Raw genomic sequence first — 14,865 nt, 5'->3', positions numbered from 1 at the left:
GAAGCAAGCATGAATAAATTATTAGCCTCGTTGCAAGTTTGGTGGCTGCGTATTACACCGCGTGAACAGCGTTTAGTGATGGTGGGTGGTGTGGCATTGATCATCGGTATCCTATTTTGGGGAATTTACCAACCGATGGTGCAGCGTGCCGAATTGGCGCAAAATCAGCTGCGTACCGAAAAGCAGTTATTGAGCTGGGTACAGAATAAAGCGGATGACATTGTCGTCTTGCGTGGTAATGGTGCTAGGGCGTTATCACCACTGCCGTTTAACCAAGCGGTTTCTTCGTCGGCGCGTCGTTTTAATATCGAACTTGTGCGTGTGCAACCACGTGGTGAAGAGATGCAAGTTTGGGTGCAGCCATTGCCATTTAATCAATTGGTTAGTTGGTTGGAGTACTTACAACAGAATCATGGTGTCGAAGCACAATTTCTTGATATTGATAAGAACGAGCGCGTTGGTGTGGTTAATGTTAAGCGCCTGCAACTAAGCAAAGGATAGTCGCCAGTGAAAAAAAAGATAACCTTGATGGTGGTGTTACTGCTGACGTTTATCGTCAGTGCCATCGTCCATCTTCCGATTCAAGTGGTGCTGGCATACGCGCCACTGCCGACACAACTGAAAATTAGCCAAGCCAGCGGAACGTTATGGCAAGGCCAAGCGCAGCAAGTTCGATGGCAGCGCTACCAGCTTGGGCAGGTCTCTTGGCAGTTTGCGCCAAGTGCGCTATTGAGTGGCAATGCCGAAGCCAAGGTTCGCTTTGGCCGTGGCAGCCAATGGCAGCTGCAAGGTCGCGGTACTGTCGGCTACGGTTTAAAAGGCGCTTATGCCGAAAACTTACTTGCCTCGATGCCTGTCACCGAAGCGTTAAAGTTGGCTCCTGCATTGCCGATCCCCTTGACGCTAGAGGGCCAATTAGAGCTGAATGTGAAGCAATTGAGCTATGCTGCGCCCTATTGTGCGCAAGGTACGGGTAGTTTGGTGTGGAACACTGATGTGGTCGGCACGCCATTAGCGGATCTGCAACTAGGGCCGGTGATTGCGGATCTAGACTGCCAAGATAGCCAAATCAGTGTGAAAGGCACTCAGCAAAGCGCACAAGTGCGTAGTGAATTTTCCGCTGAGTTAATGCCGGATCAACGTTTTAGTGCCAAGGCGTGGTTTATCCCGCAAGCCGCGATGCCAACGGCGCTGTCAGAACAGTTGCAATGGTTGCCGAAGCCGGATGCGCAAGGGCGTTACCAGTTTAGCTATCGTGGCCAAATTTGACGAATCACTAAAAGCCTCATTAATGAGGCTTTTTTCTATCTCTTGGTTAACCATTTGGATGATTAGTCTAAAAACTAGCGATATTGTGGGTGTGCAACACAGTTTCAGCGGATGGAATTTCTTATAATCTGAGGCCTGTCTCGCATTCTCTGTTCACTATTAAAAACCCTATGATTACGCTTGCTAATTTGGTCAATTCTTTCGGCCCATTTTTCGAATTACTCGATGTTCCCATTGCAATTATCGATACCAATGGCACTTATATTTACTATAACGAGGCCAGTGCGCAGATTGATCAAATTCCTCGAAATGAAGCGATGGGAGCCAATATTCTTAGTCTCTATAAAGATATGGATGCAGAATCGAGTACTATGTTGCAAGCCGCAATGAATGGCGCTGAATACCGTTCGTGCACCCAAATCTACTACAACAAATATGGCAATAAGGTTGAATATGTTCATTCAACCTCGCCGCTTTATGATGACGCTGGCAACATAATTGGCGCAATTGAAATTGGCTTAAGTAAAAACATTTCTCAACGTATGACCAAAGAAGTGTCGGCGTTGATTCGTACCTTATCTCGTCATAGTCGAAGTGGTAAAAATCCGACCATTATTCATCGTTCCAGTAAAATGACGAGTTTGGTTGAGCAAGCCACCCGCATCGCAACCCAAGATGTTCCCGTGATGATTTATGGTGCTACGGGCACGGGTAAAGAGCTATTCGCTCATCTGATTCATGACAATAGTGAGCGCCGCGAGAAGCCTTTTATCGCGGTAAACTGTGCGGCGATTCCAGAAAACCTGATTGAAAGCATGATGTTTGGTACAGAGAAAGGTGCTTACACGGGAGCGGAAAATAAGTCGGGTTACATTGAAATGGCCGAAGGTGGAACGCTGTTTTTGGATGAGTTAAACTCGCTCAGTATCGATATGCAACCTAAGCTATTACGCTATTTGCAAGATCGCACTTACTGGCGATTGGGCGGTAATAAAGAGCATCGCTCTAATGTGCGCGTTATTGCTGCGGTGAATGAGGCGCCAATGCAGTTAGTCCAAGAAGGGCGTTTACGTGAAGATTTGTTCTACCGTTTATGTGTTGGTTTTATCACAATTCCAAGCTTAAGTGAGCGAAAAGAAGATATAACTCTGCTGGCTGAGCACTTTATTGATAAGTACCAATCTAGCCTTAATCATACGATCACTGGGATCGCTCCTGCGACGAAAACCTTGTTAGAGTCGATGTCATGGGATGGGAACGTACGTATGTTGGAAAATACCATTATTCGTAGTTTGATTTTCCAAGACATGCCAGGGTTATTGTTGCCATCAAGCATCAATACCATCGATATTTCCTTGCCACGCGAAGAGGTGGTGAGCATGGTATCAGCCCCAACAGTTTCTGCTATCGATGTAGAAGAGCCCAGTTCATTAGAGGCCATAACAGGCAGCACTCCAGTTAATCTGGATGAAGCGGTGAAATTTTATGAACGTAATATCATTGTGCGCGCTTTGAACCGTAATCGTGGTTGTTTGTCCAAAGCTGCCCGTGAGTTAGGCGTGCATCGCTCGACTCTGCAATACAAAGTCGAGCGGCATAAGATTGAAACACTTAATTTCTAGAGGTTAACGGACCAATGGTTGTGAATGATTGGTCTTGAGAATATGTGATGTATGTATTTTGGCAGAGCGGCGCTGCCAAAATACATAGAAGGTTGACAGCAGTGCCAGCAGTATTATTTCAGCCAATAGAATCATCCCTCCGTTATCAGAAAACCAAAGTCCGACAATACTTATCGCATTGAGCACCATCGCCGCTAATGGCAGCCAAGGAAAGCATGGCGCTTGATAATACAGCGGATATTGAGGAAATAATCCGGCTTGTTTGGCTCGGCGAAAACGGTAGTGACATAGCGCAATACAGAACCATGCCAAACATCCGACTTGCCCTGTACTGGCAATCAAGAATAGATACAGTTGTTTTGGGGCAATATACGCACTAATTAATGCCACAGAAGCGATTAAGGCCGTAAACAATACCGCATACCAAGGACTGCCGACACGACTGGTGCGAGAGAATATTTTCGGAGCAATATTGTCACTCGACATAGACCAGAGCAAACGTGAACTCGCATACAGTGCTGAGCTACTGGCGGAGAAACCACACAGTACGATCACTAATTGCATTATCACATCAGCATGAGCAATTCCGACTTGAGCAAATACCCAGATAAATGGGCTAATTGCCGCTTGAGCGCCAGGAGGGTAGATAAACACCAGCATCATCGTAGTGAGGATATAAAACAGAAAGACGCGAACAATCAGCATTTTGATGATCTTATTCATTGATGCGCCTTTATCTTCCGCTTCGCCAGCCAATGTGCCAATGATTTCGACGCCTTGAAAAGCGTATGTCACCGTCGACATACTGGCGAGGATGCCAATCAGTCCGTTAGGTAAACGGCTTTGTTCGCTCATGATACTACTTTGCGCCACCGTATCTAAATCGCCAAAAATGAGGCACAAACAAGCGATTAAGAATGCGACGATCGTGACGATTTTCAGAGAGGCGAATAGAGTTTCACTCTCACCGTAGGCTTTGACGGTGTATAAGTGAACCGAACAGATGAATAACAGTATTAGACCGATGTAAACGGTAGTGGAGATCGAAGGAAAGAGATTGTTCAACGTCATTGACGTGGCAGTCAGATCTGCCGAGATAGTCAGCACCCAACTTAGCCAATATAACCAGCCAATCATAAAAGACCAGTACGGACTTTTAAATAATACGCGCATATAGTGTTGAAACGAGCCAGAGTGAGGCATGGCACTGCTTAGCTCACCTAGGCTAAGCATGGTAAGTAGCATGATGATACCTGCGATAGCGTAGGCTATAGGTGTACCAAGACTACCTGCAGTCTCAAGTGGGGAAGAGATGCCGACAAATAATCCGGTACCAATAGTACCACCAATAGAGATCATCATAAGGTGGCGAAGATTCAACCCTTTCCCCAGCTCGTTTGCCATTACATTGCCTCAGCTAATTCATTGACTTCTAGTGCTCTAGCTGAGAACAGCGGTGTTGCAGTGCTGGCTAAAGCTTCTTGTGCTGGGATTATTTGCAATTCCCATTGCTGACGGTTGGCGGTTTCAGTGAGTACGCTGTAAACCGCGTTATTACAGAGTTCAAATGCGCGTACAGCATCAATGTTGTTTAGGTAATGGCCGGTAAATAATGAAGTAATGAGATCGCCGACACCAACGGGTTGACGAACAAAATCAATTAGGGGGCGTGTTACCATAAATACGCCCTGTTCACATGCTAGTAGCATGGTGAAATCCCTTTTAGAAGCGCAATGTAAGTGCTTTACTAAAACGATTTTAGGCCCCATTTCCAACGCTCGGCGACAAGCGACAATCGCACTGTCTATATCGTGAATCTCAATGCCCGTAAAACGTGCCAATTCAAATTGGTTGGGCACGATAATATCGGCTTGTTTCATGACGCGTTGGCAAAGAGCTTCAGTGACTTCAGGATTGACGATGCATCCTTTTTCTGGATCGCCCATGACGGGGTCGCAGATATACACCGCTTGTGGATTGTGTGCTTTAACTTGTTCAACAGTCGCTAGAATTTCATCCGCTTGAACGCCGCTGCCCATGTATCCAGAAACGATTGCTTTAACTTTACTAGCCGCATCAATATTAATTAAGCCCTCAGTGAGTGTGGTGATGTCACCTTGCTGTAGGACCTTACCAGTCCAACCTTGAGTGTATTGGGTGTGGTTGGAAAATTGTACCGTGTGGATTGGCCAAACTGTGTGACCTAAGCGTTGTAATGGAAACACGGCCGAGCTATTGCCGGCACAGCCATAAACCACGTGAGATTGGATGGAAAGAATACCTTGCATAATTACCTCGAAGTGGGAGCCGTAAGGCTCCCTTTACGGATTACTCTTGAGTAAATAGGTACTCAACACCAGTGGTTTGACATGCCATGAGTAGCGCAGTGTAGTCCAGTTCAAACTCAATTCGGTCACCGACTTTAAGTGCTTGCTGACAATCTTCAATATCTACTAAAGTGTGGTCACTGGTTTGCCCCAATAGCTTGATTGAATCGTCACATGGATGACAACCATCATGCGGGACATCTTGTAAACCAAACGCCAGCAGCGCGCGTTTACGTGTACCATGATCTTCAAACTCTTTAGTTTTCAGGAAGGCATCGACACCCAACTCGCCGACCGGTATCGTTGGTTTTGCATTGAGTTCAATAATTTCAGCGGAAAGGATGTACATATCAGAGCACGCTAACCCGACATCTTTTTGCGAATGGTGGTAATTATCGAGGTATTTCATCTCGACATATTCAATACCAAACTCTTGCAGGCCGCCAAGACGAAGGTGATCTAACCCTTCAGGCCAAATGCCCTTATCCATCAGGTGATAGCTGGTACAGTTACCCGCAGATGCCAGTGGGATAGGCTGACCTCGATCACGCTCTAAACGCGCTTTAATGCGTTTAAGCATCTCACCATTTGTTACGGTTGGTAATACAGTTCCGTAGCAGTTAAAGTTCGAACCAATACCGTAGAGGTATAGGTTGTCGAGTGATTCGATAAGATTGATCAGGTTGAGGATTTGCTCGTAGTGTTCAAACCATACCCCTTCACGTAAGTCGCCTAAATCAATCATCAACAACACACCGTGTTGACGATCTTGTTTCTTTGCTTCTGACGATAGGGCTCTAATCACCGTCTCTTCGCTGTTTAAGCTTAAATCGGCTAAGCGAATCACATCTTTAATCTCGCTTAATACTGGGCTACGAAGTAGGCATTTTAAACAATCGATGTGTTTGATTTTTTCTAGGTTGTAAACGCGAGATTCCGCGACCACTTGAACACCGCCATCAACCACTGCTTGTGCGGTTTCAGGGCAGCCATTAAACACCTTGTTTACAGCCATCATCGACACGCCAAATTCACCAAGATCTTTGATCGCCGTTTGGGTATTCTCTTTTAGCTTGCGGGTATTAATTGTAAGCGTAGGCTTATACATACAGACTCCTTAACTAGGGAGAAGCGAAGCCTCTCCCTAACAACATTAAGCATTAATATTTTCTTGAACGAGCTGGTGCTCAGGGGAGGCATTGCGTTTTTGACCGCGGTTATACAGCACCACAGAGAAGACGATTGCTACCGCAGCACCACCAAAAATTTGTGCCGTATCAAGCCAGAAGTTACCCATCTCAATGCCTTCTGGTGGAATGAATAGAATCGCGATCGCAAAGATGATTGAAGCCAGACCCATGCTTGAAATTACGTAAGGCAGTACCTTGCCTGGAATTTCAAATGAGCGGTGTACGTCCATACGAGTCTTACGCAATACCATGTATGCAGAGAACATCAGTAGGTAAGGTACGAAATAACATACGGTTGTCATCGCAGAAAGAATCCAGTAAGCGCCTTCAAGTGATTCACTTAAGAATGAAGAGAAACACATGATGGTCACTAGAATCGCTTGAATAATCATTGCCATGTAAGGAGTGTCATGCACTGGGTGCATTTTTACTGCAATACTGTTTGGCGCAAGAATTTTGGCTTCTGTCGCGGCTTCTTGGAACATGTAGATCGGGCCTACCAACCATGAGTTGATTTGACCAATTGCGCCAAAGAATAAGCAGCCACCGATCACGCCAGACAACCATGGAACGCCCAGTTCTTTACTAGCAAAATCAATGGATTGGCTTATGCCAGAGACCACGTTCAATTGACCTGCAGGGAAGATGGTGTTGATTGCGACAGTTGCCAACGTGTAGATACCCACGATTAACAGTGATGCGATGATCATTGAGCGAGGGAAATCGCGTTGTGGGTTTTTCATGCGGCCCGCAACCATGCCGGTTACTTCTAAGCCTGCAAAGGCAAACATTGCAGAAGAAGCCAACACGATATTTGACAGCTTAGAGAAGTCTGGGATGAAGCTAGCCGCTTCAGAAACATAATCGGTTTGCATTGGGCGGCCAGAAACTAGCCAGTAAATCGCAATTAAACCGATAATGGCTGCTGGAATGAAGATGCCTAAATACACCGATAGACTATTAACGATGTTGGTGAATTTAAGGCCGCGCATATTGATTAGCGTTAGTACCCAGAAAATTACCGCCGAACCGACCCCAATAAACACTTTGTTTTCAGCAATTTCAGGTGACAGTAGGTTTCCGCTTACCGCTGCAAAACCAAATTGCAGCATTAATGGGAAAAACACGACGCAAGAAAATAGAAAGCAAACAGTTGAAACCCAACCGACGCGAGCGCCGAATGCTTCTTTTACCCAAACAAAGATACCACCGTCTTTTGGCCAACCGGTGGCTAGTTCACCACACACCATGGACAGTGGGATGATCATAAATAGTGCGGCGACCAACCAAATGGCAATAGCCGATGGGCCATAGCCCGCAACCATAGGAATAGAACGCAAAGCTAATACAGCAGCAACGGCCATAAAAACGGCTTCTTTGGTTCCCATTAAGTTTTTGTTTTCTGACATAACAACGTCCTTATTCTTTCAAAGATCCCGTGTGATGCACGGGATCAATTGATGAGGATTAGTAGATATCTTGACCTACGATGTCTTCATAAGTGTCTTCGCGACGGATTAGGCGGTCACTGCCTTCTTTATCAATCATCACAACGGCAGTACGAGGACGGTTGTTGTATACAGTTTGGCTTTCAATGGTGTAAGCACCAGCATCGAGGAATACCATCACATCACCAATTTCAGTGTTGTTTGGTACCGCAAAGAATTCTTCTTTGATGCCCACATGGAAATAATCACCACCATCACATAGAGGGCCAGCTAGTTTCACGTATTTGTCGTGTTCTGCTGCTACTTTTGATGCGTTGAATACATAGAAGAACCAGTTAAAGTGTTGACTATCAGACAGTTGGCTGTAACCTGCGTCAACGAATGTCCAATCGACTAGTTGCTCTACGTTGCCATCTAAGTCATAGAAAGTTTTGGTTTTTTCGCATGACACTTCAGTTAGAAGTACCGCTGCTGAACCGACAACTTTACGCCCTGGTTCGATAACGATCGCGATATCTTCACGCCATTTGTGAACTTCAGAAATGATGGCATCGGCGAAGTCTTGTGATGTGATACCCGCATACATGTTATCTTCTAGCGGATTACCATTCTCTTCGTCATATTTGTATGGCGTTGGGATACCACCACCAACGTTGATTAGTTCGAACTGGATGCCGAGCTTTTCTTCCAAACGACGGCACTCATCCACCATCACTTTGGTTGCTTTGGCAAATGGTTCTGCTTCTGGTACTTGGTCGCCCACATGCATATGTAGACCTTTCAGCGCAACGAATGGCATTTCGATAATGCGGCGACAAGTTTCTTCCGCTTGTTCTAGGTCAAGGCCCGATTTTGCATGGTACGCAGTTACAAGCTCAGCGTGAGTTGCTGATGGTACGTTTGGTTCAACGCGTACACAGACGTTAGCGACTTTCTCTAGGCGGCGAGAGATTGCATCGATATGGTCTAACTCGTAGATACTGTCGACGTTGATTAGGTAAAGTTCGTTAGCAATCGCGTATTCAAGATCGGCTGGCTTTTTAACTACGCCGTTGAATACGATTTGTGAGCCAGGGAAGCCAATTTCAAGACACTTGCGCACTTCGTACATAGAGTTTGCTTCAGCATAAATGCCGGCGTCTTTGATAGCTTTTAGTACTGACATGACAGAACATGCTTTTGAAGCAAAGAATGTCTTGGTGTTTTTGTGTGCTGAGAATGCCGCTTCGATTTCGCGAATGTTACGAATAATTTCATGCTCAGAGTAAACGTAAAGTGGTGTACCGTATTTTTTTGCTAGTGATTCTAGCTCTACACCTTCGAAATGAAGCTTGTTATCGATGGTCTTAAAGCGGCGATCCTGCTCAATGATTTTTTCGCGTTGTAGGTTAAAGTTGTTCATTTCAAAATCAGACATTATTAATTCCTTTCTAAAGTTTGTCTTGGAGACATTTCCCTTAGAGCAGAAAGTGTGCCAATTTTAAAATAAAATAAAATCATTTAAATACAATGACTTATATTAAATTGTTAACTAGATCTACTATAACTAAAAATTTGGTATTTAACGGGTTTTGTGGCGAATTAACCAAAATTCGTTATTGATTTTCGTTAGAAAAAAAGCCCCTAGTAGGAGCTATCTGGTGCTATTTACGTGAACTTGATGGTGCTACGGGAAAGCTCACTTGTACTTTTAAGCCGCCTTCGCTGCGATTGTTAACCACCACTGAACCATTGTGTTGGCTAACAATGCGTTTGACGATGGCGAGGCCAAGCCCTGTTCCTTCGCTGCCACGCGCTGTGTCACCACGAGTAAAGGGTTCAAACAGTTTCGCCACTTGGTCTTTGGCAATCCCCGGGCCATTATCTTCAATACACACCCAGCACAGTTTGTTGTCTGCGGTCATTCCGGTCGAGATTTTCACCCAACCATTGCCGTAGCGTACGGCGTTGACCACTAAGTTACTCACCGCGCGCTTGATTGCGATTGGGCTACCAAAAGCCGGTTTTAAATTGCTTAACAGCGTTTCAATCTCAATATGATGGCGGTTGCCTTCCGAGTTCGCTAAGTCTTGTGAGATATCGTTGAGGTCTACCTCACCAAAAGATTCACGATTAACCGGTTTGAGGTAATCCATAAATTGGCTAATGATTTCATTACATTCTTCGGTATCGCTAATAATCCCTTCTGCAAGGTAGCTATCTTGTGGTGACATCATTTCCGTCGCTAAGCGAATACGAGTCAACGGCGTGCGTAAGTCGTGGCTGATACCGGCCATTAACAAGGCACGATCTTCTTCTAACGCTTGAATGCCTTTCGACATTTGATTGAAAGCACGCGTCACGGAGCGGATCTCTGAGGTGCCTTTTTCTGCTAATGGGGGTGGAATTTCGCCACGGCCAACCCCTTTTGCCGCGCGCTCAAGTGCGAGCAGAGGCCGGTTTTGTAAGCGAATAAATAACCAACCACCGGCAATGATCAGCAGCGCCATCACTAAGCTATTGCGAAACAGTGGCGCAAAATCTTCTTCTTGTAGCTCGGAGAGTGGAATGCGGATCAGAGAATCAGGCAGTGACTCAAGGCTCATCCATAACACATAGCTTTCTTCACCCAAGACCATGCGCACATCAGCTTGCGTGCCGAGTGTTTGCGTCATCTCTTCACTCATCAAGTCAATACTGATCGCATGACGAAATTCATCGGCCAGATCGCTGTCTTTGGCGTGAATGGTCACCCCGAGCTGTTCGAGAATTTGTCGGCGCAGCGGTGCATCCATCACCAAGCCATTTTCAAGATCGTCAGAGTCATCCAACATCAAGTTGATTTCATAGCTGAGGATTTTATTAAACTGCTGCAAGCTAGGCAGTAACGCATAGTTGAAGACCGCGTAGTAAGAATAGACTTGGCTAGCAATCAGTAGTGTGATGAACAGGACAAGGGATTGAGTAAAGGAGCTGCGAATGCGCATAGTCGTCGCCTATTGGTGATAGGAGTTATTATTGGGTTTTCGTCCAGCAAGATAAAAAGTGCGAGCCTAAAGCTCGCACTAAATTGAATCAATGTGGGTTTATGCTTCTTTGCCATCAGGGACAAAAACATAGCCTAAGCCCCACACGGTTTGAATATAGCGTGGTTTGCTTGGGTCAACTTCCAGCATGCGACGTAGACGCGAGATCTGAACATCGATAGAACGTTCCATCGCCGAGTATTCACGGCCACGAGCCATGTTCATTAACTTATCGCGAGAAAGCGGTTCGCGTGCGTTGGTTACTAGGGCTTTTAATACCGCAAACTCACCAGACGTCAGTGGCATCGCTTCATCACCACGATACATTTCACGCGTACCTAAGTTTAGGCGGAACTCACCAAACTCAACAATTGACTCTTCAGAGCTTGGCGCGCCAGGCAGTTCAATGGTTTGGCGACGCAATACCGCTTTGATGCGGGCGAGCAGTTCGCGTGGGTTAAATGGTTTTGGCAGGTAATCATCTGCGCCCACTTCTAAGCCGACGATGCGATCAATTTCATCGCCTTTTGCCGTTAGCATAAGAATAGGAAGTTCATTGTTAGCATTGCGTAGGCGACGACAAATCGACAGGCCATCTTCACCCGGCAGCATCAAATCCAGCACCATAAGATGGAAGTTTTCACGCGTTAGTAGGCGGTCCATCTGTTCGCCGTTGGCAACGCTACGTACCTGAAAACCTTGCTCAGATAGGTATCGCTCCAATAGCGCACGTAAACGGGCATCGTCATCTACGACCAGAATTTTATGAATTTCTTGCATTGAAACACCTTAATCAAAAGCAAAGCATATAGGCAAAAATGTATCACTGTTTGGCCAAGCGTGCTTGCCCAAATTGTTACAATTTTAGCGTCTGCTTACGTTTTACTGAGTCAGCTCACGATGATGGGCACTTATTGGTGTCCTTTAGGTAAGTCATTATGCGTTTTCTACAATTAATTTAGCGACATAAGGTAAGTTGCGAAAACGATCTTGCCAAGGCAAACCATAACCAATTAACAGGTCGTCATTCTCCATTTCATAAGCAAAGAACTGACGATACGGGATGTCAATTCGACCTGGTTTAACAAACAAGGTGGCGATAGAAACCGATTTAACCCCATCTTGTTGGGCAAAAAAGGCCGCGACACGCTTCATGGTGCCACCACTTTCAATTGCATCATCGAGCAACACCACATGAGCATCTTGGATTGAGACATTTTGCTGGTAAATAATGTCAGAGCTATTGTTGCTACAACCTGGGGTATGGTAGCAAGAGACATAATCCAGTTTTACGTTGGTGCTGAGTTTTCGCATTAGGTCGGCGGTAAATAAAATGCCACCAGGCACCATGGCGACAAACACTACATTTTCATTGGCAAAATGCTGCTGTAATTGATGAGCGACTTGACTCACACCTTGACTGATCTGTTGTTCAGTTAGGACGGTCTCGCCGATGAAATTGTGTATTGGCGCGGTCATTTCATTGCCCATCTGTTCTTTCCTCATTAAGCGCAGTATTGAGGCTTATCATGGGACAATTGTCAGTGTGATAAAACAGAACAAAGTGTCGCACAGTTGTTCCTAATTTGGCGCTATATCGTGATTGGCGAGGCATTTTCTACCGGATGAATTTGCTCAAATCAGGAAGGTTTTGCTCTTTTTATCTCTGGATTGGCGCGTTTATCGCGTCTATTTGCAGAGCAATTTATCTCGCCGATGCATGTTAACTATTGCCTGTGATAAAAAAACAGCGACAATCAACAGATACTAATCGTGATGGATAACAATCGTGAGAACTAACCTGATCACCCGTGAAGGCTACAATCGCCTTAAAAAAGAGCTCGACTACCTCTGGCGTGAAGATCGTCCTGAAGTGACTAAAAAAGTGACTTGGGCGGCGAGCTTAGGCGATCGCAGCGAAAACGCAGACTATCAGTACAACAAAAAGCGTTTGCGTGAGATAGACCGTCGGGTGCGATTTTTACGTAAGCGTTTAGAGCAGGTCACGGTGGTCGACTACTCTCCTCAACAGGAAGGTAAAGTGTTCTTCGGTGCTTGGGTGGAGATTGAGAACGAAGCGGGAGACTGTAAAAAATTCCGCATCGTTGGGCCAGATGAAATCTATGGTGATGCGAAAGGTTATATCTCGATTGATTCACCGATGGCGCGGGCGTTATTGAAAAAAGAAATCGATGATGAATTTGTCGTGCGCACACCAGAAGGTGAAAAAGAGTGGTTTATCAATTCGATTGAATACGATACTAGCGTGCAGCAATAGTCTGGTTTGACTGTTCGAACAACTTTAAACGGAGCTGTTATTTAAGCTCCGTTTTTTGTCTGCGTTAGCATTTGATTGTTATGCATAAGCCATCATGCATGGACGCTTTATACGTGTTGCATCTTGCTCGCGAGTGCAAAACGGTTCCACGCGTTTATCATGATGATTTGCATCATCGCTTCTGCAACGCCTTGTTCTCCCAAATGGTCGATGCATGCTTGGTAGGTTGATTCTGCGACACCGTTTTGCTGGATTAGGGTCATTTCATCGACCAGTTGCAGCAATGCTTGTTCTTTTTCCTCAAAGCGAGGTGATTCCTTCCATGCGGAAAGTGCAAAGATCTTCTGTGCATCCACACCTAAAACTAATGCTTGTTTGCTGTGCATTTCGATACAGTAAGCGCATTGGTTAATCATCGAGGCTCTTAGTTTGATCAATTCTTTTAGTTCGGCACTGAGAGTCACCGTACTAAGGTAGTTTTCTATACCTAGTAAGGCTTGTAGTGCTTGAGGTTGGATTTGTGCGATATCGATACGGTTGCTCATAATGTTGCCCTTTATTTACTTGAACTGTCTCAGCGACGGGGAGAATTGTGCGCTAAACTGGCAACGAGCAGAACCGCACTTGTGGCTAAATGAGTTTTGCGTATTTTGCAAAGGTGATAAATGCTACATCAAATAAAAATCTTCGAACAAGTGGTTGAGTCAGGCAGCTTTTCCCAAGCGGGACGCGCACTCAACATGGCGCCGTCCTCGGTATCAAGAGCGATTGATAATCTCGAGCATCGGTTGCAATCAACATTGTTTCGTCGCAGTACACGACATGTTTCGCTAACCCAAGAGGGCGAATACTTCTACCAGCAATCAAGTAAAATAGTGGCAGAAACTAATAAGCTGATCAGTGAGATGAAAGGTGATCGCGCCGAGCCACAAGGTACGCTGCGTATCTCGGTCTTTGAAAGCTTTGGTAACTTGGTGCTCGCGCCGATCTTGCCGCGTTTTCTTGCTCGCTACCCGAAAGTCTCGGTTGAGCTTGATCTAGATAATAATGTAGTCGATTTGAATCGTGAGAATGTCGATGTTGCGATTCGCATTGGCACGCCGCAAGACAGCAGTTTGAAAGCGCGTAAGTTGATGGACAACCTCACCGCTTTGGTGGCGACACCAGACTATCTGAATTCTCACCCACCTATTGAGCAGCCCGAAGATGTGCAACAACATAACTGTTTGCTGATCAGCCAATCTCGCCAGCGACACTATTTCTATTTTGCTCATCGCCTGCATCAATCACCACAGACAGCGCAACAGCGCCGGATCCCAGTGAGTGGTAATTTGGCGTCAAGAGGCGGTTCACCACTGTTGAGTGCGGCTTTGCAAAGTTCAGGGTTGTTATTGCTCTCCACCTGGATGGTCGAGCCATATTTGCAATCCCGACAGTTGGTGGAGGTTCTGCCAGATTGGATCGCCAGTCATGGTGAAGGAGGCAGTGGTGAAATTTACGCGATCTATAAAGGGTCGGAATATCCCAAACCACATGTTCGCGCTTGGTTAGATTTTCTGCTTGCTGAACTTGCCGATCATAATCTAAAGGTAAAATAGCGCTAAACACAAAATATGAGGGGATGGTAAGTGCGAACCGTCAACTTTTAACTTAACAAGCAGGCAATATTGACACGAAGCTGGATTTTTTACGATTCGCCCTAATATATACTCAAACACCTTTTAAA

General features: G+C 45.6%; 14 protein-coding genes. 5 read left to right on the top strand and 9 right to left on the bottom strand.

Features of this window, described 5'->3' with window-relative positions; genetic code table 11:
* Positions 1-9: 9 nt before the first annotated feature.
* From RH86_RS10975 to RH86_RS10965, 3 genes are all read left to right on the top strand, one after another.
* Entirely contained in the window at positions 10-501 is a 492-nt protein-coding gene (locus tag RH86_RS10975) for a type II secretion system protein M (RefSeq protein ID WP_009386241.1), read from the top strand.
* Positions 502-507: 6 nt separating this feature from the next.
* Positions 508-1,269, top strand: coding sequence for a type II secretion system protein N (locus RH86_RS10970; protein ID WP_009386240.1), 762 nt, complete (start codon positions 508-510; stop codon positions 1,267-1,269).
* A 170-nt stretch (positions 1,270-1,439) separates the two neighbouring features.
* The gene (locus tag RH86_RS10965; protein WP_009386239.1) at positions 1,440-2,891 is read left to right on the top strand and encodes a sigma-54 interaction domain-containing protein; all 1,452 of its coding nucleotides are present in this window, start codon (positions 1,440-1,442) and stop codon (positions 2,889-2,891) included.
* Positions 2,892-2,894: 3 nt separating this feature from the next.
* Here RH86_RS10965 and RH86_RS10960 read toward each other — a convergent pair whose 3' ends face one another.
* From RH86_RS10960 to RH86_RS10925, 8 genes are all read right to left on the bottom strand, one after another.
* Positions 2,895-4,295 (bottom strand): amino acid permease, encoded by a 1,401-nt coding sequence (locus RH86_RS10960; RefSeq protein WP_009386238.1) that lies wholly within the window; start codon positions 4,293-4,295, stop codon positions 2,895-2,897.
* Positions 4,295-5,179, bottom strand: a complete 885-nt coding sequence (pdxY, locus tag RH86_RS10955) for a pyridoxal kinase PdxY (protein WP_009386237.1) — start codon at positions 5,177-5,179, stop codon at positions 4,295-4,297. Before pdxY ends, RH86_RS10960 begins: the two co-directional genes overlap by 1 nt.
* A gap of 40 nt (positions 5,180-5,219) precedes the next feature.
* Positions 5,220-6,326, bottom strand: coding sequence for an alanine/ornithine racemase family PLP-dependent enzyme (locus tag RH86_RS10950; protein WP_009386236.1), 1,107 nt, complete (start codon positions 6,324-6,326; stop codon positions 5,220-5,222).
* A 45-nt stretch (positions 6,327-6,371) separates the two neighbouring features.
* A complete protein-coding gene (locus RH86_RS10945) occupies positions 6,372-7,817 on the bottom strand; it encodes an APC family permease (protein WP_009386235.1) in 1,446 nt (481 codons plus the stop codon).
* A 58-nt stretch (positions 7,818-7,875) separates the two neighbouring features.
* Positions 7,876-9,273: a diaminopimelate decarboxylase gene (gene lysA, locus RH86_RS10940; protein WP_009386234.1), complete on the bottom strand. Its 1,398-nt coding sequence runs from the start codon at positions 9,271-9,273 to the stop codon at positions 7,876-7,878.
* 226 nt (positions 9,274-9,499) lie between these two features.
* Positions 9,500-10,822, bottom strand: coding sequence for a two-component system sensor histidine kinase EnvZ (envZ, locus tag RH86_RS10935; protein WP_009386233.1), 1,323 nt, complete (start codon positions 10,820-10,822; stop codon positions 9,500-9,502).
* Between the two features lie 99 nt (positions 10,823-10,921).
* Positions 10,922-11,641 (bottom strand): two-component system response regulator OmpR, encoded by a 720-nt coding sequence (gene ompR, locus RH86_RS10930; RefSeq protein WP_005596925.1) that lies wholly within the window; start codon positions 11,639-11,641, stop codon positions 10,922-10,924.
* Between the two features lie 156 nt (positions 11,642-11,797).
* A complete protein-coding gene (locus tag RH86_RS10925; RefSeq protein WP_009386232.1) occupies positions 11,798-12,352 on the bottom strand; it encodes a phosphoribosyltransferase in 555 nt (184 codons plus the stop codon).
* Positions 12,353-12,650: 298 nt separating this feature from the next.
* Here RH86_RS10925 and greB point away from each other — a divergent pair, with 298 nt between their 5' ends.
* Complete coding sequence (gene greB / locus RH86_RS10920; RefSeq protein WP_009386231.1) at positions 12,651-13,139, top strand: transcription elongation factor GreB; 489 nt, start codon at positions 12,651-12,653, stop codon at positions 13,137-13,139.
* Between the two features lie 107 nt (positions 13,140-13,246).
* Here the strand turns inward: greB and RH86_RS10915 are convergent, their stop codons facing one another.
* Complete coding sequence (locus RH86_RS10915) at positions 13,247-13,684, bottom strand: carboxymuconolactone decarboxylase family protein (protein ID WP_009386230.1); 438 nt, start codon at positions 13,682-13,684, stop codon at positions 13,247-13,249.
* A gap of 120 nt (positions 13,685-13,804) precedes the next feature.
* Here RH86_RS10915 and RH86_RS10910 point away from each other — a divergent pair, with 120 nt between their 5' ends.
* On the top strand, positions 13,805-14,737 hold the full coding sequence (locus RH86_RS10910) for a LysR family transcriptional regulator (protein ID WP_009386229.1): 933 nt from the start codon (positions 13,805-13,807) through the stop codon (positions 14,735-14,737).
* Positions 14,738-14,865 lie beyond the last annotated feature (128 nt).

The sequence above is a fragment of the Vibrio sp. N418 genome, assembly GCF_000222565.1.
In the GTDB taxonomy this organism is placed as follows: domain Bacteria; phylum Pseudomonadota; class Gammaproteobacteria; order Enterobacterales; family Vibrionaceae; genus Vibrio; species Vibrio scophthalmi.
Note: the sequence above shows the minus strand (reverse complement) of the source record. Positions and strands in the feature narration are given on the sequence as shown.

What these genes read in the sequence shown, in the direction of transcription:
- RH86_RS10910 (WP_009386229.1), top strand. Translation starts at nt 13,805, where the DNA reads ATGCTACATCAAATAAAAATCTTCGAACAAGTGGTTGAGTCAGGCAGC.
- RH86_RS10925 (WP_009386232.1), bottom strand. Translation starts at nt 12,352, where the DNA reads ATGGGCAATGAAATGACCGCGCCAATACACAATTTCATCGGCGAGACC.
- lysA (WP_009386234.1), bottom strand. Translation starts at nt 9,273, where the DNA reads ATGTCTGATTTTGAAATGAACAACTTTAACCTACAACGCGAAAAAATC.
- RH86_RS10950 (WP_009386236.1), bottom strand. Translation starts at nt 6,326, where the DNA reads ATGTATAAGCCTACGCTTACAATTAATACCCGCAAGCTAAAAGAGAAT.
- RH86_RS10945 (WP_009386235.1), bottom strand. Translation starts at nt 7,817, where the DNA reads ATGTCAGAAAACAAAAACTTAATGGGAACCAAAGAAGCCGTTTTTATG.
- RH86_RS10965 (WP_009386239.1), top strand. Translation starts at nt 1,440, where the DNA reads ATGATTACGCTTGCTAATTTGGTCAATTCTTTCGGCCCATTTTTCGAA.
- envZ (WP_009386233.1), bottom strand. Translation starts at nt 10,822, where the DNA reads ATGCGCATTCGCAGCTCCTTTACTCAATCCCTTGTCCTGTTCATCACA.
- pdxY (WP_009386237.1), bottom strand. Translation starts at nt 5,179, where the DNA reads ATGCAAGGTATTCTTTCCATCCAATCTCACGTGGTTTATGGCTGTGCC.
- RH86_RS10960 (WP_009386238.1), bottom strand. Translation starts at nt 4,295, where the DNA reads ATGGCAAACGAGCTGGGGAAAGGGTTGAATCTTCGCCACCTTATGATG.
- RH86_RS10975 (WP_009386241.1), top strand. Translation starts at nt 10, where the DNA reads ATGAATAAATTATTAGCCTCGTTGCAAGTTTGGTGGCTGCGTATTACA.
- RH86_RS10915 (WP_009386230.1), bottom strand. Translation starts at nt 13,684, where the DNA reads ATGAGCAACCGTATCGATATCGCACAAATCCAACCTCAAGCACTACAA.
- ompR (WP_005596925.1), bottom strand. Translation starts at nt 11,641, where the DNA reads ATGCAAGAAATTCATAAAATTCTGGTCGTAGATGACGATGCCCGTTTA.